This is a genomic window from Curtobacterium sp. MCBD17_003 (genome assembly GCF_003234885.2).
Lineage (GTDB): Bacteria > Actinomycetota > Actinomycetes > Actinomycetales > Microbacteriaceae > Curtobacterium.
In genome coordinates this window covers 1130264-1151759 of record NZ_CP126275.1, presented here as the reverse complement: position 1 = coordinate 1151759, position 21496 = coordinate 1130264, and the positions used below count along the sequence as shown (strand labels likewise).

Annotated in this window: 15 protein-coding genes; 7 read left to right on the top strand and 8 right to left on the bottom strand. The window is 70.8% G+C overall.

The window, feature by feature from the left end; all coding sequences use genetic code 11:
* Nucleotides 1–46: 46 nt before the first annotated feature.
* On the top strand, nucleotides 47–973 hold the full coding sequence (locus DEI88_RS05580; protein ID WP_111071646.1) for a fibronectin type III domain-containing protein: 927 nt from the start codon (nucleotides 47–49) through the stop codon (nucleotides 971–973).
* A gap of 190 nt (nucleotides 974–1163) precedes the next feature.
* Here the strand turns inward: DEI88_RS05580 and DEI88_RS05575 are convergent, their stop codons facing one another.
* The 3 genes from DEI88_RS05575 to DEI88_RS05565 all read right to left on the bottom strand — a co-directional run bounded on the left by DEI88_RS05575 (nucleotide 1164) and on the right by DEI88_RS05565 (nucleotide 3732).
* Nucleotides 1164–2348 (bottom strand): dipeptidase, encoded by a 1185-nt coding sequence (locus DEI88_RS05575; RefSeq protein WP_258374967.1) that lies wholly within the window; start codon nucleotides 2346–2348, stop codon nucleotides 1164–1166.
* 40 nt (nucleotides 2349–2388) lie between these two features.
* The gene (locus DEI88_RS05570) at nucleotides 2389–3252 is read right to left on the bottom strand and encodes an alpha/beta fold hydrolase (protein WP_111071644.1); all 864 of its coding nucleotides are present in this window, start codon (nucleotides 3250–3252) and stop codon (nucleotides 2389–2391) included.
* 183 nt (nucleotides 3253–3435) lie between these two features.
* A complete protein-coding gene (locus tag DEI88_RS05565) occupies nucleotides 3436–3732 on the bottom strand; it encodes a hypothetical protein (RefSeq protein ID WP_181441187.1) in 297 nt (98 codons plus the stop codon).
* On the opposite strand from DEI88_RS05565, the gene DEI88_RS05560 reads away from it, so the two are divergent.
* Entirely contained in the window at nucleotides 3713–4576 is an 864-nt protein-coding gene (locus tag DEI88_RS05560; RefSeq protein ID WP_181441186.1) for a fibronectin type III domain-containing protein, read from the top strand. The genes DEI88_RS05565 and DEI88_RS05560 overlap by 20 nt on opposite strands.
* A 463-nt stretch (nucleotides 4577–5039) precedes the next feature.
* Here the strand turns inward: DEI88_RS05560 and DEI88_RS05550 are convergent, their stop codons facing one another.
* Nucleotides 5040–5807 carry a nuclease-related domain-containing protein gene (locus DEI88_RS05550; RefSeq protein ID WP_111071641.1) on the bottom strand — a complete coding sequence of 256 codons (768 nt, stop codon included), beginning with the start codon at nucleotides 5805–5807 and terminating at the stop codon, nucleotides 5040–5042.
* Between the two features lie 308 nt (nucleotides 5808–6115).
* Here DEI88_RS05550 and DEI88_RS05545 point away from each other — a divergent pair, with 308 nt between their 5' ends.
* Nucleotides 6116–6610: a hypothetical protein gene (locus DEI88_RS05545; protein WP_284183589.1), complete on the top strand. Its 495-nt coding sequence runs from the start codon at nucleotides 6116–6118 to the stop codon at nucleotides 6608–6610.
* A 50-nt stretch (nucleotides 6611–6660) separates the two neighbouring features.
* Here DEI88_RS05545 and DEI88_RS05540 read toward each other — a convergent pair whose 3' ends face one another.
* The gene (locus DEI88_RS05540; RefSeq protein WP_111071640.1) at nucleotides 6661–7563 is read right to left on the bottom strand and encodes an alpha/beta hydrolase family protein; all 903 of its coding nucleotides are present in this window, start codon (nucleotides 7561–7563) and stop codon (nucleotides 6661–6663) included.
* 121 nt (nucleotides 7564–7684) lie between these two features.
* Nucleotides 7685–11221, bottom strand: a complete 3537-nt coding sequence (locus tag DEI88_RS05535; RefSeq protein ID WP_220038127.1) for a TM0106 family RecB-like putative nuclease — start codon at nucleotides 11219–11221, stop codon at nucleotides 7685–7687.
* 245 nt (nucleotides 11222–11466) lie between these two features.
* On the opposite strand from DEI88_RS05535, the gene DEI88_RS05530 reads away from it, so the two are divergent.
* Nucleotides 11467–12003, top strand: coding sequence for a CHAP domain-containing protein (locus tag DEI88_RS05530; protein ID WP_111071639.1), 537 nt, complete (start codon nucleotides 11467–11469; stop codon nucleotides 12001–12003).
* A gap of 86 nt (nucleotides 12004–12089) precedes the next feature.
* Here the strand turns inward: DEI88_RS05530 and DEI88_RS05525 are convergent, their stop codons facing one another.
* Complete coding sequence (locus DEI88_RS05525) at nucleotides 12090–15287, bottom strand: glycoside hydrolase family 38 N-terminal domain-containing protein (RefSeq protein WP_146246033.1); 3198 nt, start codon at nucleotides 15285–15287, stop codon at nucleotides 12090–12092.
* Between the two features lie 188 nt (nucleotides 15288–15475).
* On the opposite strand from DEI88_RS05525, the gene DEI88_RS05520 reads away from it, so the two are divergent.
* A complete protein-coding gene (locus tag DEI88_RS05520; protein WP_111071637.1) occupies nucleotides 15476–16534 on the top strand; it encodes a LacI family DNA-binding transcriptional regulator in 1059 nt (352 codons plus the stop codon).
* A 425-nt stretch (nucleotides 16535–16959) separates the two neighbouring features.
* Nucleotides 16960–18726 carry a class I mannose-6-phosphate isomerase gene (locus DEI88_RS05515; protein WP_111071752.1) on the top strand — a complete coding sequence of 589 codons (1767 nt, stop codon included), beginning with the start codon at nucleotides 16960–16962 and terminating at the stop codon, nucleotides 18724–18726.
* A gap of 186 nt (nucleotides 18727–18912) precedes the next feature.
* Here the strand turns inward: DEI88_RS05515 and DEI88_RS05510 are convergent, their stop codons facing one another.
* The gene (locus DEI88_RS05510; protein ID WP_181441185.1) at nucleotides 18913–20016 is read right to left on the bottom strand and encodes an ROK family protein; all 1104 of its coding nucleotides are present in this window, start codon (nucleotides 20014–20016) and stop codon (nucleotides 18913–18915) included.
* 228 nt (nucleotides 20017–20244) lie between these two features.
* Here DEI88_RS05510 and DEI88_RS05505 point away from each other — a divergent pair, with 228 nt between their 5' ends.
* Nucleotides 20245–21495: an ABC transporter substrate-binding protein gene (locus DEI88_RS05505; RefSeq protein ID WP_111008503.1), complete on the top strand. Its 1251-nt coding sequence runs from the start codon at nucleotides 20245–20247 to the stop codon at nucleotides 21493–21495.
* Nucleotide 21496: the final 1 nt, after the last annotated feature.

Here is a 21496-nt window from a genome sequence, read left to right as displayed (position 1 = left end):
TGATCGAGCTCCACCCGAAGCGCGACACCCGAGGGGACCCGAACCCGTGCGCACAACGACCATCACCGTCATCGCCGCTGCCGTCTGCATCGCCGCAGTCGGCATCACCGTTCCCGCCGCCGCGGCGACCGCATCCGACCACCCGACGACGGCGGCGTCCGCCGCAGCCCGCAGCAGCGCGCCAGCCGCCAGGCGGACACCGTCCGCGACCACGCCCTCGTCTGCGTCGCCGTCCGCCACGCCGTGGTCCGCGACCGCGACCGCCACGCCGAGCGCTGCCGCGGCGGCGAAGTCGAGTACTGCCGCCACGGCGAAGCCGAGCGCCGCGGCGCCCGCGCGCACCGCCACCGCGAAGGCCCCGGCTCCGACCGCCCTCACGGCGACACCGCTCCCCCTCGCCTCGGCCCGCGCCACGTTCGGCAGTGCCCTCATTCACTGGACGAAGCCCGAGGGCGCCCAGGGCGCGTGGGTCGTCAGCCGCAACGGGACGGACTCACTCGGCGTCGGCCCGCAGAGCATCAGCACGACCTCGGCGAACGACACCGCACTCGTGCTCAACCACCTCGTCCGCGGCAGGACCTACACCGTCACCGTGACGGGCGACCTCGGCCAGGGGCGATTCGCCTCGACCACCGTGCGCGTCGGGTCGGATCAGGTCACTCCGCCGCGTGCCCTCGTGGTCACGCGGAACGACGAGAACGCGCGGGTCGGCACGGTGTCCGCCGCGTGGGCGGCACCGCAGGTCTCGGCCGGCAAGAAGGTGCTCGGGTACCAGGTCACCGTGCAGCAGCTGGCCACCGGTGCCGCGCCGACCGTCGTCGTGCTCGCGCCGAGCGCGCGCTCCTACACCTCGGGCGAGCTCGACTCCACGTTCACCTACCTGGTGTCCGTGTCCGCGATCACCAGTTCCGGCGTGGGGCCCGCGGCGCAGGGGTCGATCCAGATCGGAGACTCGAACAAGCTGTACCCGTGAGGTACTCGGGCCATCCCGCTTGACGGGCGGGGGCGACGACCGGCTCAGCGGTCGTCGACGTCCCACCGGTGGTCGACGTCGGCGAGCGTGGGCTTCGGCGACGGATGAGGTTGTCCTTTGTGGACTTCCAGCGCTCCAGCCACGCAGGACATCGAGCCCGCGGCAGCGGATGCGGACCCGAACTGCGCGGTCAGCCCGCCCAGACCTCCCCGAGCACCCGGAGCACGTTCCCGCCGAGGACCTTCCCGATCTCGTCGTCGGAGTACCCGTGCTCGACGAGCCACGCGGCGATGTTGTGGAAGCTCTCCGTCGGGTTCTCGAGCCCGTCGACGTACTCGACCCGGGGGTGGTCCTCCGTCGTGGCCGCGGCCGCCCCGAGCATGGACGAGAACGTCGTGTGCAGGCGGACGTGGTCGCCGTAGAGCGTGTCGGGACCGAAGGCCACGTGGTCGATGCCGACGAGTTCGGCGCAGTACTCGAAGTGGTCCATGACGGACAGGAGGCTGTGGGTCGGGTGGTCGCGCGAGATCGTCGTGTGCGGGGCGGCGGACGTGCCGATCACTCCCCCGCCGGCGGCGACGGCCCGGAGCACGTCATCCGACTTGAGCCGCGGGATGTCCCAGAGTGCCCGCGCGCCGGCGTGCGTGATGAAGACCGGGACGTCGGACGCGTCGGCGGCGTCGATGCCGGTCCGGTCGGACGAGTGCGACACGTCGATCGCGAGCCCGAGCTGGTTCATCCGACGCACGGCGGCCCGACCGAAGTCGGTCAAGCCGAAGTCGGTTCGCTCCGAGAGTCCGGCCCCGAGACCGTTCGACTGGGAGTAGGCGAGCCCGATCTGCCGGATCCCGAGCCCGTACAGGATGTCGAGGCGGTCGAGGTCGTTCCCGATCGGGGTGGCGGCCTCCAGACCGAAGACGAGCCCGGTCCTCCCGGCCGCGTGGGCGGCGTGGATGTCGGCGAGCGTGCGGATGACGACGACGTCCGACTGGTGGGCGATGTCCGCCTGCCGCATCCCGAGGTCGGTGACGACGTCCTCCCACTGCCATGGCGTGTTGCCCGTGACGGTGGCGGTGCCGTCCATCATGTTGTCGAACACGACGGTCAGCCCGGACGCGCGCAGGCCCTCGAACGCGGTGAACTGACGGCCCGTGCGGTTGTAGGCGGGTGTGTTCGCCATGTCGGCCGGGAACCGGACCGGGTGGTCGTGCAGGCTGATCGTGATGGTCGCCGCCAGGAGCCGCTCGGCGCGCTCGATGACCGCCGGCGTGTGCCCGCCGTCGTACGGCGGGACGCGGTTGAACTCCGGCGTCAGCGGATCTCGCGGTAGGTGGAGGTCACCGTCGAGGTAGTCGTAGGACTCGTAGCCGGACACGATGCGCGGGCCGCCGTTCCCGATCTCCTCGTGCTGCGGATCAGACGGTGGCCGCGACGGGAACCGCGCGGGCGAGGAAGTCGCGGAGCGTCTGCTGGAACTTCTCGTGCTCCTCGACCTGGGGCGAGTGCCCGGACTTCTCGAAGACGACGAGCTCCGCGTCGGGGATCAGTCGGGCGATCGTCTCGGAGGCGCTGACCGGCGTGACCCAGTCCCCGCGGCCGACCGTCACGAGCGTCGGGACGGCGATGCCCGGCAGGTCCGGCTTGAGGTCGTAGGTCGGGAAGTTGTCGACGAAGCAGGCGTTGTGCGCCTCGTGCCGGTAGATGCCGGCCTCGACCGCCGCCGTCGACTTCTCCTCGTCGTACTCGTAGTCGTACAGCGGGATGAGCTCCGCCCACAGCGACTTGAGTTCCTCGTCGCTGCGCGTCTGGCCGCCCCAGTAGCGGTTGAAGTGGTCCCAGTTGATCTCGACGCGGTCCTGGTTCCGCGCGTTCTCGAACGCGAGCTCGAGGTTGCTGCCGTCGGCGGAGGTGTCCCGCAGGATGATCGCCGAGACGTGCTCCGGGTAGCGGACGGCGTACTCGAGGGCGATGAACCCGCCGTACGAACCACCGGCCACGACGATCTGCTCGACACCCGCCCACTGCCGCAAGCCGTCGACATCGGCCGCCCACTGCTCGTGCGTGTACGGGCCGACGCCCTCGCTCCGGCCACAGCCACGCGAGTCGAAGACGATGACCCGGAAGCGGTCGTGGAGCGGGCCGAACGTGGCCTTCGGCTCGGCGAGCGAACCGATTCCGCCACCGCCGTGGTGCGCGATGAGGACCGGTGCGTCCGGGTCGCCGTTCGTCGGCTCGAGCACCTCGACGTTGAGTCGGGCACCGTTGATCGTGAGGTCCATCGGGTTCCTTCCGGGTGGTCTGCTTCGACGCCGGTCGGTGGAAGCCCCGGGCGGATGCTCGGAACTCTAGCAACGGGTGTGGGAGCGCCGGCGATCGTGCGCCGACGGATCACGGAGCGCGACATGACGAAGCGCGCTACCCCCTTCCTGGGGCCGCTCCACGAGGTCTACGGTGAGCGCCACTCACCACACGCGCTTCTCACAGATGGGACCCGAACCCGTGCGCAAACCAACGCTCGCTGCCCTCGCCGCGGCCTTCTGTATCGCCGCAGTCGGCGCGGCCGTCCCCGCAACCGCGGCGACCACGTCCTCCTCGTCCGCGGCCGCCACCCACGCCGCCGTGACGGCGTCCGCCTCGCCGGCCACCGCCTCCAGGACGTCCGCCGGGCCATCGAAACCGGCGGTCGCACCTCTCGCCTCGCTGCCGAGCGCTCCGCAGTCACTCGGCGGATCGCAGAACGTGCCGAAGGAGACCGTCACCTGGACCTGGAAGGCTCCGGCGACCGACGGCGGCTCGCCCGTCACGGGCTATCGGTTGTCGACGGTGGCGCCCGGGCCGACCTCCACGCTGACGGTGTCGGCGTCCACGCTGTCCCACACCTACACGGACTGGGCCCGCGACACCGACTACTCCTTCACCGTCCAGGCGATCACCAAGGCCGGCGTCGGCCCGGCGGCGTCCGACTCGATCCACACGGCCCCCGCGCCGAGCGCCGCGCCGACCGGTGTGAGCGCGACGCCCCTGCCCCTCGCCTCCGCCACCGCCAGGTTCGGCAGCGCCCTGATCCAGTGGACGCAGCCCGCCGGCGCGCTCGGCCCGTGGGTGGTCAGCCGTGATGGCACCGACTCGCTCGGCATCGGTCCCCAGAGCATCAGCACGAACGGCGTGTGGGACACGTCCATCGTCCTCAACCACCTGATCCGAGGCAGGACCTACACGGTCACCGTCGCTGGGAACCTGGGCCAAGGGCTCTCGTCGACGGTCACGGTCCGGGTCGGTCCCGAGCTCGCCACCCCACCGCGGAACCTCGTGCTCACCCGCGATGACAAGGACTTCTTCACAGGCACGGTGTCGGCAGCGTGGGCACCACCGGTCCTGACCCCCGGGCAGAAAGTGCTCGGATACCAGGTCACCGTGCAGCCGCTCCCACACGCCACACCCACGGTCGTCGTGCTCCCGGCGTCCGCGCGCTCCTACACGACGGGCGACATGGGTTCGACGATCACGTACCTGGTGTCGGTGTCGGCGGTCACCGCTTCGGGCGCCGGGCCGGCGGCGCAGGGTGCCATTCAGATCGGAGACACGAACAAGCTGTACCCGTGACGGCGGGGTGAGGGGCAGGTGGCTGTACGGGTGCGCCTGCTCCGTCGCCTGCTCCGCAGTGCTCGTGCGGGCGGGGCCGGGGGCGCTGGCCCCGCGCAGACCGTTCCGGAAAATGTGCGCACGACTCCTGACGTGCTCACAGGTCCCGAACACGTCTGCGCCATCGTCCGTCGTCCACCGATCCGCCGGGAGGCGCGGCACCCGTCCGCCGCTCCGCTACCGTCCCGGCCTGGTCACCGAGACGTGGCAGGCGGACGACGAACGGCGGGCACGCATGGCGCGGTTGGGCCGACGGGACACCGCGCCCGAGCTGGCGCTGCGGCGACTCCTCCACCGCCGCGGCCGCCGGTTCTTCGTCGACCGTCGCATCAGCCAGCGCACCCGGGCGCGGCCGGACCTGGTGCTCCCACGCGGCCTCGATCGGTGGGGACGGACTGTCAGCGCTTCGTGCTGGAGATCAGGCTCAGCCGTGCAGCGCTGACACGGCGACGGCCCACCAGTACCCAAGCAGACATGCTGCCGGAACGGCGAGGACCCCGAGCACGGACACCTGTCGAACGAAGCGCCGGCGCCCCGCTGCGGCGATGACCTCGCGTTCGAGCCGCTCGAACCGCTGCACATGGCGGAGCGTGTCGGTGATGACCAGCGACTCCACGTGCCAGGTGCCCCGCTCCTCAGCCAGCATGCTGAGGAAGCGGACCTCCTCCGCCGACTTCACCCGTCGAAGGCCGTGGAACCAGCGACCGACCTGGTGAGCCTGCAGCGTCACGACCATCGGGGTCTTACGGCCTACCTTGAACGATGCGGCCGCGGCGAGGATCAGCAGCGGCTGTACGCGGACCTGCACCCCGGCTGCGACCGACAAGAGTCGCTCGGCTCGCTCGGCCTCGTGCAGGGCGTTGCGCATGTGCGGCTGCCGGTACCCGCTCACCATGAACGACCCGCCGCCGACGAACACCTTCTGCCCTGCGTGGTTCTTCGTGTTGACGGTGAACACGCCTCCTGGCCCGATGACGACATGGTCGATGTCGGATTGCCCCGTACCGACGGGGACCGCGTGCAGGACGGTCCATTCCGGCCCGAGCTGCTCGAGTGCGACCGCGACGGCCCGCTCACCCAGCGCGCCCTTGAACCAGCTCCGCGCCTCGGGCACGAGTGGGTCTTTGCCGAAGAAGCGCTCGCGACGGGTGGGCGGCGTCGTGCCGTGCTGGATCTCGAGGCACTTCTGCATCACCGAATAACCCGGCCTCCGAGCACGGAGCGTCACGGGAGCGGAGCCGCGAGGAGCTGAACGTGCCGTGGTTCCCGAGACCGTTGGACCATCGTTCGTGAGACTGCTCACGTTCCCCCTGCCGCCAGTGCCCGTGACCCCCACGGACGTCTTCCAAGGCTAGGAGCAGCGAGACGTCACCCCGAACGGACCCGTGCCCCCAGTCCGGGTCCTGCACTTCGCCCTTCAGCCAGATCGGCCGAGCAATGCTTGAGCCCTGCAGTAGCACCGTTATGCTGACATTTCAGATAGCCGTTGTGGGGGAGACCATGAGCACTGACCGGTCTCCAGTCGAACCGCTGTTTCACGAACGCCGGGGCGGCCCAGTGTGGGTCCGAATCGTCGGCGCGATGATCCTCGCCCTGAGCCTCGTCGTCGTCGGACTGATGCTCGGCACCGGCAACCGTGATGGTCGGGCTGTGGTCATCGTCGCGTTCACCGTCGCCGGGCTCGTCGGCATCGCAGCGCTCATCCAGTGGCTGTCCGTCACCGTCGACCAGGACCGGCTCCAGATCGCGGTCGTTCCCCTGTACCGGCGCAGCATCCCGCTGCAGGACGTCGCCGAGGTCTCGCCCACTGTCATCCGTGCAAGAGAGCACAGCGGCACAGGCATCAGGAAGACTCCCGGGCGCCCCCTCGCGGTGTTCCAGTCATCCGGTCCGGCTGCTCGGGTTCGACTGAACGACGGGCGCGAATATCTCGTTCAGGTCGGGGCTCCCGAGGCGCTCCGTGCCGCGATCCCGGCTCAACGCGGCGACGAGTGACCTACCGCGGTGCGTCGACGAGCTCGACAACCCACGCAGCTGTCCGTCGGTCAATTCATCGCCGGCGACGCAAGGAGATGCTGAACGGCCGCGTCCAGGACGAACGGCGGCATCGAATGTCCACCGTCGAACACGATCGCGGTCAACACGCCCGGCCGGAAAGCGTCGAACGCGTCCTGCACGCCGGCCATCGGGAAGAGCTTGTCGTTGCGTCCGGCAGCGACGAGAACGGGCTGCTCGACGGCAGCGGCGACCAACGGAACGTCGCCCGATGCCAACAGGCCGGGAACGAACCACGCCGGGTTGTGCCGGATGCGCTCCGACTCAAATGACGCCAGCGAGCCAATCCCGCAGCTCACGACTCCTTTCGAGACCCGAGCGTCGACCGCGAGGGAAAACAGCGCCACTTGACCACCAAGCGAGTGACCGATGATCCTGACATCAGTGGGACCCACGCTGGTGTCCTGCATCCAGCTCGTCACGACGGCGATGTCGCCGGTGTGCTTGGACTGAAGGCTGCTGCCCTTCGCCACTCGGAAGAGCGCGTCGAGTCGCTCGTCGGCAGCGGGATCGTCGGTCCACCTCCGTTGGCGCTCTTCAAAGCCGACGAGGTCGGGCAGGATCACACGCGCTCCAGCGCGAGCGAGCGACGTACCGTAGGCAAGGGTCGGTTCGCCAATGAGTCCAGCTGGCTCGCTCTTCCCGATGGCGAATGCTCCCGCGTGTTGATGCACCGCGATCACGTCGATCCCGGCCTGCTCATCCGGCGTCAGCAGTAGGCAGGGGATCGTGTCGCCGTCAGCAGCGTCAAGCACAACGCGGTCGTACTGCACCCCCTCATCGCGCCGAAGATGCTCTCGACGGATCGCTGTCGGTCGCATCGAATCGGGTGATGGAAGCGCGAGGAGCTCGAGAACCTTTGAGCGAGCGGTGTCGTCAATCGTCGGCGCCATCTGCGGACGCTACCAGCGGCCGCATCGCGATCGTCGGCGTGCAGGGCCGGTGTGCCATGAGACACGATGCCCGGCGCTTGACCCGTGCGCTGGCACCCGGCTCGACCCGGCGCCGCCTGACCTACCGCGGAGCGTCGACGAGCTCGATGAACCGCGACAACAACGCCATCCCCGCGATCGACGTCGGAAGCGCCTTCGTCAGCCCCGGCGAGTACACGACGAACGCCGCCCACTTCGCCCGCGAGATCGCGACGTTGAGCCGGTTCGGCATGAGCAGGAAGTCGAGCCCCCGCGGGATCTCGGCCGCGGAGGACGCGGCGAGCGACACGATGGCGACCACGGCCTCCCGGCCCTGGAACAGGTCGACCGTGCCGACCTGCGTCCCGCGCAGCCCGGCGGCGTCGAGCGCGGCGCGGATCAGCGCGCCCTGCGCGTTGTAGGGCGCCACGACGATGACGTCCTCGTCGGTCAGTGGCCTGGTCACGCCGCCGTCCGTCCACGGCAGCCCGATGACGGACGACGCGAGCGACACGACCCGCTCCGCTTCTTCGGGCGAGGACGTCGTGTTCCCGATGTGCGCGACCGGCGCGACGTGGAGGCCCGGCTCGAGTCCCCGGACCGACCGGGACAGGACGGCCTCGGACGCGGTGAGCGACCCGTTGTAGGACAGGCGCGAGACGGGCGCGGTCAGGGCCGGGTGCATCCGCCGGGTGTGCGCCAGGAAGTACCCGAACTCCGGCGGCAGGACGTGCTCACCGTCGGCCAGCCAGCCGAGGGCGGACTCGTCGACCGGCTCGGGGTGCGAGCCCAGCGACACCTGGGGCAGCTGCTGCGGGTCGCCGAGCAGCAGGAGTCGCGACGCGGCGACGGACGAGGCGATCGTGGGCGCGAGCGAGAACTGCCCCGCCTCGTCGACCACGAGCAGGTCGAGCGACCGCCGTTCGACGGTGTTGGCGTTGGCGAAGGTCCACGCCGTCCCGCCGACGACACCGCCGGGACGACCGGTCGATCCCGCTGCGGGGCCGGCCAGGAACGCGGCGAGCGCGACGTTGTCCTTGACGGGCGTCCAAGCGGCCGCCTCGAGTCGGTCGGGATCTCCCCCGCGCTGCGGCACCTTGACGACGCGGTCGGCAGGAACACCCGCGGCGACGACGGCGTCGAGGAAGTTCTCTGAGGTCGCGTGCGACTGCCCGACCACGCCGACCCGCCACCCGTGCTCCTGCACGAGCCGTGCGACGACGTGCGAGCCGACGTACGTCTTGCCGGTGCCGGGAGGCCCCTGGATCGCCAGGTACGACCGGTCGAGTCCGAGCAGGGTCGCGACGACGGCCGCGACGGTGTCGTCCTCCGTCACGGACAGCGGCACGACGCCTCCGCGCGGCGGCACCCGCCGCAGCAGGTCGAGGGCCGGGTCGGGCAGCATCGACGGGAGCGCATCGAGCACCTCGCGCCCCCACTCGGCGATCGCCTCGGGCTGCGGCTTCGCGGCTGGCGGTGCGGCGGGCGTGAGGGCCACCGGCAGGTCCTCGTGCCCCGTCTGCCCCTGCCCGACCGACTCCTTGAGCAGGATCTCGATGCGGTCGCCGTTCGGCCCGATGTCGAGGACCTCGCCCTTGCTCGAGGCGCCACGCATGCCCGGCCCCGGCGAGGTGATCGAGATCGGCAAGGGCTCGTCGTACACGAGGTGCGGCTTCGTGCCCTCGCGGACCTTGCTGCCGGGTGCGAGCGTGCCGAGCAGGCGGAGTTCGCGCGAGAACGTCCGCTTGCCGGGCAGCTTCGCCCACTCCTGCACGACCTCGGCCTGCTCCACGATGAACACGTCGCGGGTGTCGGCCCACTCGTCGATCGGGTTCCGGAGCCGGTCGAAGTGCTCCTGCCAGAACGTCTTGCCCTCACGCCGGTGGTAGTCGATGGCGGCCGCGGCGAGCGCGATGGCCTGCTGGTCCGCCGTGCGGTCGAGCGCGTCGACGCCCTCGATCTCGGCCATGAGCGCCAGGTACACCGGGTCGGGCTCGCGCACGGCCGGCGGGAGCACGACCTCCAGCTCGTCGGATGCGCCGTCGGACCCGGCCGTGTCGGGTGCGGAGCCGCCGTCGTCGACGCGACCCCGGGCCTCCAGGCCGAGCAGCCAATCGCGGAGCCGCAGCGTCGATCGGCAGTCGTACTCGTTGTAGTCCGCGACCTCGTCGAGCGCGCGCTGCCCCAGGACCGGGTCCCCGTTCCGGAGCTCCTCGATCGCGTCGACGTACGCGGTGATGCTGTCCGCGGCGTTCGTCACGCCGGCGTCGTCGCGCAGGTCCTCGCCCATGTAGAGCGGCTCGAGCTTCTTGATGGAGTAGCTCCGGCTGCCGACGAGCAGGGCCTTCCGCACGATCGGGTACAGGTCGACCAGGACGTTGTCGCGCAGCAGGTCGTCGACGTCGTCCTCGCCCACACCGTGCCGGGCGGCGAGCGACAGCAGGTGCGTCCGCTCGTACGACGCGTAGTGGTGGACGTGCATGCCCGGGTACTGCGCGCGCCGCTCCTTGACGAACGCGAGGAAGTCGACGAGCGCGCGTCGTTCCTCCCGGATCGTGTGCGCCCAGAACGCGGTGAAGCGTGCGTCCGTGTCGACGAGGCCGAAGAGGTAGTCGAGGCCCCAGGTGTGGCCGTCCTCGGAGTACAGCGGGTCGCCCTCGAAGTCGAAGAACACGTCGCCCGCGTCCGGCGCCGGGATCGCCGCGAGCGCCTGCGGGTCGACCACCTCGAACCGTGGTGCGGGGTGCGCGTCGGAACCGGCCCGCTGTCGGTCGCGTTCCGATCCGGTCTGGAGGCGCGCCTGCGCCCGCAACGTCGCCAGCGTCGCCGCGCTGACACCGGGCACCGGGCCCTCGGCGGTCGCGAGGGCGTCGATGCTCGTCACGCCCGCCGCGATGAGGCGCGCTCGCTGGTCGAGGCGCATGCCGGCGACGAGGACGAGGTCGCGGTGCTCCTCGACCTGCGTGCTGCAGATGCCGCACCGGCCGCACGAGGTGTAGCGGGGGTCGCCCCACGCCAGCGGCTCGGAGGCGGCGATGCGCTCGTCGATGACGCGCCGGAGCTCGTCGCGCTGCGTCCGGTACACGGGTGCGATGTCGGCGAGGTCGTGACTGCTCACGGTCTCGTCGCCGAGGACCAGGTGCACCTGCGCCCCCACCGGGATGCCGAGCCGCTCGATCTGCTCGGCGTACGCGGCGAGCTGCAGCAGCGCGGTGATCTTGGCGTGCCGGGCGAGCTTGGTGTCGTAGACCTCGTACTCGCCGCGGTCGTTGCGGATGAGGAAGTCCGAGAACCCGATGAAGCCCGGGTCGTGGAACGTCGCCTGGTACAGGACCGCGACGCCGCCGCGCATGGCGTCCGCCGCGGCCTGCGCCGCCTGCTGGTACTGGTCCGGGGCGGGGCGCTCGAACTCGACGACCTGGTCCGCGCCGTGCTCGGCCTTGAGCGTCGCGAGGTACCGGAGCTCGTGCTCGTCACCCAGGCGAGCGGTGCGGTCGAGCATCGCGTCTGCCGCCTCGGGCAGGGGTTCGGCGCGCCCCAGCTTGGCGTCGAGGCGCCGCAGGAACGCCCACCCGCACGAGGCCCAGACGCTCAGGTCGCTCGGGCTCAGCACGACGCGGTGGTCGGTCGTCAGTTGCACGGTTCCTCCCCCGGGTGCGCTCGTTCGTCGCGCAGCACGACGGTAGCGGTCGCGACCGACACGACCGACACGACCGACACGACCGACACGACCGGGACGACCGACACGACCAGCACGCAGGGGTCGACACGACCGGGACCCAGCGGCCGCGGCCGAGCGACACTGACATGCCGGGCGGACGCGCCGCGGTCTGTCCTCTGGAGTGAGGACTTGTCGCCTGCTCGTGCCGCTGCCAGTGTCTCGCCATGGACGCACCCACAACGAAGTTCGACGTCTCCGGCTCACTGAGCCGACGCTCGCTCCTCATCGGAGCGGGCGGTGTCTCGCTCGCCGCGGTCGCTGCAGTCGCAGGACCCGCATCGATGGCGAGCGCCGCCGCACCCACCACCCCGTCCGCCGTGATCACCGAGGCGAAGAGCTACACCGGCAACAGCCTCGCGCAGATGAACGCGATCTGGTCCTCCAAGTACAAGACGAGTGGCGACTGGTGCGCGATCTTCGTCAGCTGGTGCCTCCGTGGCACCGACACCGGCTTCAGCCCTCGGGCGTCGGACTTCTACAAGCTCTGCACGCCGGTGTCGGCCGCCAACGTCCGCCAGGGCGACATCATCTGGTACTACGGCGTCGGGCACATCGGCCTCGTCCGGTCACACAGCGACGGCCACATCCGCACGGTGGAGGGGAACGTGGGCTCGGGCAACGCCTCGACCAATCACGTGAAGATCTACGAGGACCCCTGGGACACGAGCGGTCAGTACAAGTTCGCGCGGCCGAAGTACTGACCCCGTCGAATCAGCCGACGTCGACCGCGCACGCGGACGACAAGTGCGCATGCGCCCGCATGCGCACTTGTCGTCCGCGTGTGCACTCAGTCGGCGGCGACCCCGCCGCCCCAACGCACGCCCACCGCGGTCGTCGCGAACGGCGCGAGCGTGACCCGCACCGCACCATCATCGACCGGGAGGTCCGTCCCCCGGTCCCCGAGGAACGAGCTCACCCACGCCTCGGCCATCGCCACGCCGGGCCGGAGCGTCAGCACGACGTCCTGGTCGGCGAACGACTGGAGCCGCACGATCGAGGTGCCCTCCTCCGGTCCCGCGACGACACCGACCAGTTGCACGCGGTCGTCGTCGAGGTCGAGCAGGGACGCGTCGGCCCGAGCGGCGACGTCCGGACGGCCCTTGGCCTCAGCGGTCGTCAGGGGGTGCACGAGTTCGCCGGTCGCCGCCACGGCCAGACCCTCGGTCGAGGCTCCGTCCCGGTCCGTGCGGACCCCGACGGCGTACCGGAAGGTCGCGGTGAACGCCTGCTCGATCGGGAAGTTCGTGTCCCACACGTTGTTGTGGAGCCACGAGAACACGGTGCCCGGTTCGACGGGACTCGTGCTCGCGGGGAACGGCGCGTACGGCACCGCGATGCTCCCGGTCTGCACGAGCGGCGCGTCCTTCGTCACCCAGACGACGTCGTCGTGGGTCTCCGGGTCGGTCAGGGTGATCCAGTTGCGGATCGCGCGCATGTGCTGCGGCGCTCCCGGGATGTGCGGGACGCCGTCGCCCGTGACCCCGCCGGAGACCTCGAACCGGACGACCGGGTCGTCGACGGCGAACGGGAACGCGAAGTAGGCGCTCTCCTTGATCAGGGTCGTCGGCTTGGCCAGGCGGTTCTCGATGAGCAGCACGCCGTCGCCGTGCCGGAGCCGGAGCGTCACGACGACGGAGTCCACCCCGTCGGCGACGAACTCGTAGACCAGGCGTTCCTCGACCGCGTCGCTCGTCCGCTCGAGGACGACGGCGGGCCGGGCGGTCGTCCGCGACACGAGCAGTTCGAGCCGGTCGGAGACGGACAGCTTGTTCGCCAGGTGGTTGAACCCGGCGCCCGAGCTGCCGTACTGGTCGTAGAGGTACGCGTTGAACCCAGCGACGGACGACCCGTTCACGAGCTCGCGTCCGGTCCGCCGCTCGACGATCGACGCGATGGAGGACGTGGTCTCGTCGACGACGACGCGCAGGTACTCGTTCTCGAGCGTGAGCACCTCGGCGCGGGCCCGGGACCCGAGGGGAACGGGAGCGTCGTTCGGCGCGGACGTCGCCGCAACGGAGACGTCGAGTCGGACGAACCCGAACGCGGGCACGTCCTCGACCCGCACGACGGCCCAGCGCCCGGACTCCCGGTGCGCCGTGTTCGACTGCGGTTCGAGGACCACCGGCAGCGGTTCGCCGGTGCGGCCGTCCCGGACCTCGATGTCATGGTCGAGGCCGATGTGGGCCTCCTTGACGAGCAGGCGCGCGACGGTGCTGCGGCGGCGGCCGGTGGCGTTCGCGGCGATGAAGCTGACGACCGCGTCGGGATCGCGCGGCACCGCGGCGCCGAGGTAGGCCATCGCCTGCTCCCGGAACTCGGTGGCCCGCTGGTGCGCGCCGATGCCCTGCGCCACCTTCCACTGCCACTGCAGCTCCCCCGACTCGAACCCGGCGTCCCCGTGGGTCCAGGAGTTCCCGGCGCCCCACGTGTGCTCGTTGAACATCGAGATCGCGTCGTAGGCCTCGGTGCGGCGCGCGGTTTCCTCCGGTACCGCGGCAGCGCCGATCAACGCGGCCGCCTGCGAGAACGCGCCGGCGTCGGTGACGGCGGCCTGGGCCTCCCGGGCGAGTGCGAGCGGCACGGCCGCGGAGCCGACGCCCTCGACCCACCAGTCGCCCCAGTCCCCCTGGAACGTCTGGAGCTCGTCGCCGTGGCGGGCCTCCGCCTCGGCGAAGAAGTCCTCGTTCCGCGACACCCGCAGGGTCGGGGACGTCCACGTTTCGTTCCACTCGCGGACGATCTCGGCGAGCTGGAGCCGGGCGGGGCCGTTGTCGCCCATGAACCCCTGCGTGCGGATGTGCAGGACCTCCCACGGGTAGCCGTCGCGGCCCTCGGTCTGCTCGCCGTGCGCGCCGAAGATCCCGGGCGGGAACGGGTAGCCGCGGGTGGCGAGCGCGGTCAGGTACGCGGGGAACAGCGCGTCCACGGATGCGTACGACTCGGTGAAGCCGATCATCGGCCCCTCCATGTACGCCAGGCCGTGCGGGCTGTCGGTCATCCACACGATCACCGAGTTGCCGGCGGGGGTGCGCCAGCGGAACATGCGCGGCAGGTTGAGCGCGCCCGAGGTGTGCGGCTGCGACCGGCCCGCCCAGTTGTGCGCGACGGCCAGGTACTTGACGCCGACCTCCTGCAGCGCGTCCGGGAGGCCCGCCACCTGTCCCGGGACGTCCGTCTGCATCGCGGTGGTGAAGTCGATGCCGTACTGGTCGCGGATGCGCCGCGCGTCACGGAGGAGCTCGTGCAGTTCGTCCGTGGAGCACGTGTCGGTGTGCAGGTTGTACGGCATCGCGCTGAGGCCGATCCGGCCGTCCTTGACGAGCTCCACGAACTCGTCGACCTGCGCCTGCGGGCGGTGCCGCTCCCAGTCGGTGAACGCCCAGAGCGCCTCGGCGTTCCAGCGGAACCGGGCCTCCTCGGGCCAGTCGTCGGTCGCGCGGGCGAGGTCCATGGCGGTGTCGAGGTACGACCGCTGGCTCGCGATGACCGTCGCCTGCGGGTCGGTGTAGCCGAAGTCGAAGTGCGAGTGGTGCACGACGTGCACGGACCACGGGCGCTGCGGCGTGAGCTCGACGGACACCGCGCCGTCGCCGAGGGACGGGATCCGGACGGTCGCCGCGGTCGGCGCGTCGACGATGCGGACCAGGAGGCGCACCGACAGCGCGTCGGGGGCCGTCGCGAAGCCGACGAACGCGCCCGACGCGGCGGCGGCGCCGGTGTCGGTCGCGGTGCCGGGTTCGATCACGACGTCGGTCGCGCGGGCCGCCGCTTCCTCGGTGTCGAACAGGAGGCGCACCGCCTGGACCTCGACGTCGTCCCGTGTGGCGCGCATGGGCTCGGGCAGGACGCGGACACGTTCGCCGCCGATCGTGCCGGTCGCGGCGACGGCGCGGTCGATCAGTCCGACGCGCGCATCGGTGTGCTGCCACGGCTGTGCCGAGATCAGCGGGGGTCGAGTCGGGCGATCACCACGGGCGTCGGTCATCAGCAGCACCATTCGTCGTCGAATTGATATCGTTACCAACAACGCTAGCAGGACGACGGGGGCGCTCCGCAAGGGGCAATCGTGTGACCGGCCGAGGCCGGTGCTGCTGTGCACGTGTGTCCGGCCGGAGCCGGTGCTGCCTCATACGTGTGACCGGCCGGAGCCGGTGCTGCTGTATACCTTGAGGCATGGCAGCCGTGGGGAACGGGAGCGGGCCCACGACGGGGCGCGGTCGTGGTGCGCCGACGGTCAAGGACATCGCGCGTGTCGCCGAGGTCAGCCCGATGACGGTGTCCCGTGTGCTCTCCGGGGGCAAGAACGTCCGGCCCGAGCTCCAGGACCGGGTCGAGCGCGCCATCGCCGAGGTCGGCTACCACCGGAACGAGAACGCCCGCCGACTCCGCCAGGGTCGCCGCTCGGGACTCGTCGGCGTGCTCATCACGAACGTCGGGAACCCGTACTACGCGGGGATGCTCCAGGGCGTCGAGGAGGTCGTCGGCGAGGCCGGGCGACGCATCATCATCGGCGTCACCAACGAGGACGAGGACCTCGAGCAGCAGCTCCTCGCGGACTTCCTCGGTCGGCAGGTCGAGGGCCTCATCGTCGTCCCCGCGGGGCGGGAGCCGGCCCGGTTCGCGCCCGACGCCCTCGCCGGCGTGCCCGTCGTCCTCGCGTCGCGGACGTTCCCCGACGTCAGCGCCGACGCGATCCTGCTCGACGACATCCACGGTGCGTTCGTCGCCACGGACCGCATGCTCGCCGAGGGACACACCCGCGTCGGGTTCCTCGGCAACCAGGTGTCGGTGTCGACCGGCCGCCGACGGTTCGAGGGCTTCCGCCAGGCGCACGAGCGCCACGGCCTCGAGCCCGTGGACGAGCTCGTCCGGCTCGGGCAGCAGGACGTCAGTTCCGCCGAGCAGGCGATGGACCAGCTGCTCGGCCTGGAGGCCCCACCCACCGCCGTCTTCGCCGCCAACAACCGCAACTCGATCGGTGCGATCCGCGCGATCACGAAATCTCGGGCGCAAGCGCGAGACCGCGGCGAGCAGCCCGCTCCGATCCGGCTCTTCGGGTTCGACTCGTTCGAGTTCGCGGACATGTCGCCCGTGCCGCTGTCCGTCGTCGCGCACGACGCCGCCGAGCTGGGTCGCGTCGCGGCGCGGATGCTGTTCGACCGCCTCGACCGTGGGGACGACAGCGCACCGCGGCTCGTCGAGCTGCCCGTCGAGTTCGTCGACTTCGCGTAGCGCCGGCGGGCCTCCCGGCTGCGCCGCCCAGTACGCGGGGACGTCGGGACGCACGGACGGCGGGCCGCGAGGACGTACCCGGGTATTCGGACGGTGCCGCTGCCGAGCGACAACGGGAACGTCGAAACCAGCGGCAGCGTGCACTGTGGGGGCCGCACCCGCCCGGGAGTTCCGACGGTGCTGCTGGCGAACGACAACCGGGACGTCGAAACCAGCGGCCGGGAGGCTCGGGTCCATCGGGAGGAGCGGTAGCGCTCCCGAGGAGACGCCGGACGCGGCGCCGAGACCGGCCGGAGGTGGGCCTCCCGACGGGCCGGTGCCGGGCCTCCCGCCGGGCTTGCGATCGGTGCCGATCCTGATAACGTTACCAACCTGAACACACATCCATGCGGCCAGCGTCGGTCGCGGACGCGAAGGGAGCGGGGATGGACGACCGACCGACCGGATCACGGGCGACCTACGACACGGCACCGTCGGTGGCCGTCGGACCCGGGCACCACGCCTGGACCGGCCCCGAGGCGTGGGGGCGACTGGCGGAACACGCGGCTCCCGGTCGCCCGATCGCGATCGACACCTACCCCGGCAGCGACCTCGACGGGCTCCGTGCCGAGCTCGCCCGGGTACTCCCCGACGCCGAGCTCATCGACGTCGAGGCCGCGGCGGCGCACTCCCGCGAGTACATCGACGCGCTCCTCGCCCCGAACCTCACCGACGACCGGGTGTTCGGCGTCATGGACCATCGCACGCTCGACATCCTGTACGACACGGACCGCCTCGCCGCCGTGGCCGACCGGGTCGCCGCGTCCGAGCGGCCCGTCGTGGTCTACGGCTGGGGCGCCACGCTCGTGCCGACGACGTTCAACACGATCGTCCTCGCCGACCTCGCCCGATGGGAGATCCAGCAGCGACAGCGCGCGGGTGCCCCGAACTGGCGCGCGGACAACGGCGACGACGACCAGCTCCGCAAGGTCAAACGCGGGTTCTTCGTCGAGTGGCGGATGGCCGACCGGCACAAGCGGGCGCTGTTCGACCGGATCGACTACGTCCTCGACGCGAACAGCACGATGGCGACCGCCAAGCTCATCACCGGCGACACGTTCCGAGCCGGACTCGCGGCAGCGACGACCCGTCCGTTCCGGGTCGTCCCGTTCTTCGACCCCGGCGTCTGGGGCGGCCAGTGGATGAAGACGACGTTCGACCTCGACGACGCCGAGAACTACGCCTGGTGCTTCGACTGCGTGCCCGAGGAGAACAGCCTCCTGCTCGACGTCGACGGCACCACCGTCGAGGTCCCGTCCCTCGACCTGGTCCTCCGGCACCCGCGGGAGCTCCTGGGCGAGCGGACCCACGCGCGGTTCGGCCCGGAGTTCCCGATCCGCTTCGACTTCCTGGACACCATGGAGGGCGGCAACCTGTCACTCCAGGTCCATCCGCTGACCGGGTACATCCAGGACAAGTTCGGCATGCACTACACGCAGGACGAGAGCTACTACCTGCTCGACGCCGCCGACGACGCCGTGGTGTACCTCGGGCTCCGCGAGGACGCCGAACCCGCAGCGATGGAGCAGGCACTCCGCACCGCCGAGACCGGTGCCGTCCCGTTCGAGGCCGACGCGTTCGTCAACGCGTTCCCCGCCAAGAAGCACGACCACTTCCTCATCCCCGCCGGCACCGTGCACTGCTCCGGGGCGAACTCGATGGTGCTCGAGATCTCGGCGACGCCGTACATCTTCACGTTCAAGATGTGGGACTGGGGCCGGGTCGGGCTCGACGGCGTCCCGCGTCCGATCCACCTCGACCACGCGATGGCGAACGTGCAGTGGGACCGGGACACGACGTGGACCCGCGACCACCTGGTCGACCAGGTGACCGAGGTGGCCTCCGGCGACGGCTGGGTCGAGGAGCGCACGGGCCTGCACGAGCTCGAGTTCATCGAGGTCCGCCGGCACTGGTTCACCGACGTCGTCCCGCACGACACCCGCGGCACGGTCAACGTCCTCAACCTCGTCGAGGGCGCCGAGGCCGTCGTCGAGAGCCCGACCGGCGCGTTCGAACCGTTCGTCGTCCACTACGCCGAGACCTTCATCGTGCCGGCCGCCGTCGGGCCCTACACGATCCGGCCACACGGGCGCGGGACCGGTCAGCGCCTCGGGACCGTCAAGGCGTCGGTGCGGGGCACGGAGCGGGGGTAGCGCGCGGGGCCGCGATCCGCCGAGGGGGCACAACACGCCGCCCCACCTCCGCCGAGGGTGCACAGCACGCCGTTCCGCCCGGGAGTGAGCGGCGCGTCGTGCACACTCGCCCCTGCCCCCGCCCCGCCCCGCGCCCGCTCCCGTCCGCACGAGCCTCGGCTGGGCGGACGCCGCCGGAACCTGACGTCAGCGGCCGTCCGCCCAGACCGCCGCCCCGATGAGCGGCGCGTCCGACCCGAGCTGCGCCTGCCGGAGCTCGGTCACCGCACCGGCATCAGCCAGCGCCGTCGCCAGGGGCTCCTCGAGCAGGTCCCACGAGCCCGCCATCGCACCGCCGATCACCGTCCGGGAGGCCCCGAACCGCCGCACCCACGGACCGAGCGCCCGCCCGAGTGCGGTCATCGTCGTGCTGATCACCCGCGCCGCCACGATGTCGCCCTGCCGCGCGCGGTCGGCGATGTCGCGGACGCTCGGCGCGTCCGCTCCCCCGCCGTGCTGCGTCGCGCCAGTTGCATCCGTCGCGCCCGCGGAATCCGTCGCACCCGCGGAACCCGTCGCACCGGCGGAACCCGTCGCCCGCGCGTAGGCATCCCGGAGCGCTGCGGTCGACACGGTCTCCTCGAGCGGCCGCCCGTCGAGCCGGATCGTGTGCGCCTCGCCGCGGTCCGGGACCAGGTCGCCGTGGTCGACGTGCACGCCGTGGTCGAGGAACGCCGACCCCACGCCCGTCCCGAGCGTCAGGCACACCATCCGTGCAGCTCGCTCTCCCGCACCGGCAGCCCACTCCCCGATGCCGTACGCCACCGCGTCGTTGCAGAACCCGATGGCCGTCGGCGGCACCTCGAGCCGGTCGGCCAGCGCCGCCCGGAGGTCGACACCCGTGAGCGCTTCGAACTTCCCCATGCCCCGGAAGTCGCCGACGCCACGGACGGGATCGAACGGACCGGGCATCGCGATCGTCCAGGCGGGCGCACCCTCGGCAGCGACCTCGCGGGCGGCGTCGACCAGGACCTCGAGCAGGGCGTCGCGGGGCGCACCCGCATCGAGTGGCCGCGTCCGGGAGGCCCGCACCGCCCACCGGACGTCGGCTCCGATACCCGCGACATCCGCACGCTCGAAGCCGGCCCCGGGCACGCCACCGGTGACCGTCGCGACACCGGACGCTGGTCCCGAATCGAGGGCGATCCCGGCGCCGGTCCCCGTCACGACCGCGGCGGTCACATGACTGCCACCGACGTCCATGACGTGGATCGGGCCTCCCGGCCGGTGCTGCTGGTGCCTTCCGCTCATCGTCCCCACTCGCCTGTCGTCCGGTCACGCCGTCGTCCGGCGGCGCCGCTGTCGGACCCGCGCAGTCCGTCCGGTTCGGGATCGACACCCTTGCCGCTCCGTCGCAGCGCATGTTACTGTCAGCGCCTGGTAACGATACCAACGGATTGCATCCGCACTCCTCGCACTGAGTTCCACGAGCGGCGAGACGCGTGCACCGAGCCGAGAACAAGGGAGTTCAGCGTGAAAATGAAGCGATTGCTACCGGTCATCGCGATGACCCTGGCGGCATCAGCGGTGCTCGTCGGGTGTTCGTCGTCGAGCTCGTCGAACACCACCACCGGCACCTTGAGCTTCGTCAACGACAAGTCGTGGGACTTCAAGTCGTTCTCGAAGGTGTCGCAGAAGGACATCGGCGTCTCGCTCAAGTCCTCGACCTACGCGGACCAGCCGGCGTTCCAGGCGTTCGTCAAGCAGTCGTTCCGGACGAACAAGACGCCGGGGCTGTTCACCTGGCACACCGGCGACCAGCTCAAGCAGCTCGTCGACCAGGGCCTCGTCGCGGACACTTCGAGCATCTGGAAGAAGGCGATCGCGAACGGCCAGATCGCTCCGAGCGTCAAGAGCCTGTACACGATCGACGGCAAGCAGTACTGCACCCCGATCAGCGTCGACGACTGGGTCATGTACTACGACAAGTCGATGTTCGCCAAGTACAACTTGACGCCGCCGACGACCTGGGCCGAGATGATGTCCGACGCCGCGGTCCTCAAGCAGCACGGCATCTCGCCGTTCTGGAGCTCGGGCGGCGACCCCTGGGCATTCGTGTGGTTCCAGATCCTCCTCGCCGGCACGGACCTGAACCTCTACCAGGGCCTCTCGACCGGCAAGGTCTCGTACACCGATCCGCGCGTGGTCAAGGTGATGGACACCTGGCTCGACATGGAGAAGAAGGGGTACTTCAGCGACCCGGGTTCCAAGACGGCGCCCGAGACGCAGATGAAGGACGGCAAGCTCGCCATGATCCCGTTCGGCACCTGGTACGCGTCGACGATCGACCAGGTCGGCCTCAAGCCCGGAACCGACTGGGGCGTGTTCACGATCCCCAAGGTGAACCCGGCGCAGGCCAAGACCCCCGTGGCGATCGAGACCGCGCCGGCGTGCGTGCCCGAGAAGTCGTCCCAGAAGCAGCTCGGGCTCAAGTACTCGGCCTGGTGGATGACCGCGAAGGCGCAGACCGCCTGGTCGAAGCAGCAGAACAACCTGCCGTACAACCCGAAGGCCACCGCGGCGACGCAGACCTTCGTCGACGCGAGCAAGGAACTGTCGAACAACAGCAAGTACGAGACGTACCTGCGCTACTACGAGGCCACGCCGCAGCAGATCCTGACCGAGGCGCTCGACCAGTTCACCGGGTTCATGACGAACCCCGGTGACCCGAAGAAGTACCTGTCGGGCATCCAGCAGGTCGCCGCGCAGTACTGGAAGAGCCACAAGTAAC

Excerpts from the sequence above, each read along its gene's own strand:
- DEI88_RS05570 (WP_111071644.1), bottom strand. The coding sequence starts at position 3,252 with ATGGACCTCACGATCAACGGTGCCCGACTCAACGTCGAGGTGCTCGAG.
- DEI88_RS05550 (WP_111071641.1), bottom strand. The coding sequence starts at position 5,807 with ATGCAGAAGTGCCTCGAGATCCAGCACGGCACGACGCCGCCCACCCGT.
- DEI88_RS05545 (WP_284183589.1), top strand. The coding sequence starts at position 6,116 with ATGAGCACTGACCGGTCTCCAGTCGAACCGCTGTTTCACGAACGCCGG.
- DEI88_RS05540 (WP_111071640.1), bottom strand. The coding sequence starts at position 7,563 with ATGGCGCCGACGATTGACGACACCGCTCGCTCAAAGGTTCTCGAGCTC.
- DEI88_RS05530 (WP_111071639.1), top strand. The coding sequence starts at position 11,467 with ATGGACGCACCCACAACGAAGTTCGACGTCTCCGGCTCACTGAGCCGA.
- DEI88_RS05525 (WP_146246033.1), bottom strand. The coding sequence starts at position 15,287 with ATGACCGACGCCCGTGGTGATCGCCCGACTCGACCCCCGCTGATCTCG.
- DEI88_RS05520 (WP_111071637.1), top strand. The coding sequence starts at position 15,476 with ATGGCAGCCGTGGGGAACGGGAGCGGGCCCACGACGGGGCGCGGTCGT.
- DEI88_RS05515 (WP_111071752.1), top strand. The coding sequence starts at position 16,960 with ATGGACGACCGACCGACCGGATCACGGGCGACCTACGACACGGCACCG.
- DEI88_RS05510 (WP_181441185.1), bottom strand. The coding sequence starts at position 20,016 with ATGAGCGGAAGGCACCAGCAGCACCGGCCGGGAGGCCCGATCCACGTC.
- DEI88_RS05505 (WP_111008503.1), top strand. The coding sequence starts at position 20,245 with ATGAAGCGATTGCTACCGGTCATCGCGATGACCCTGGCGGCATCAGCG.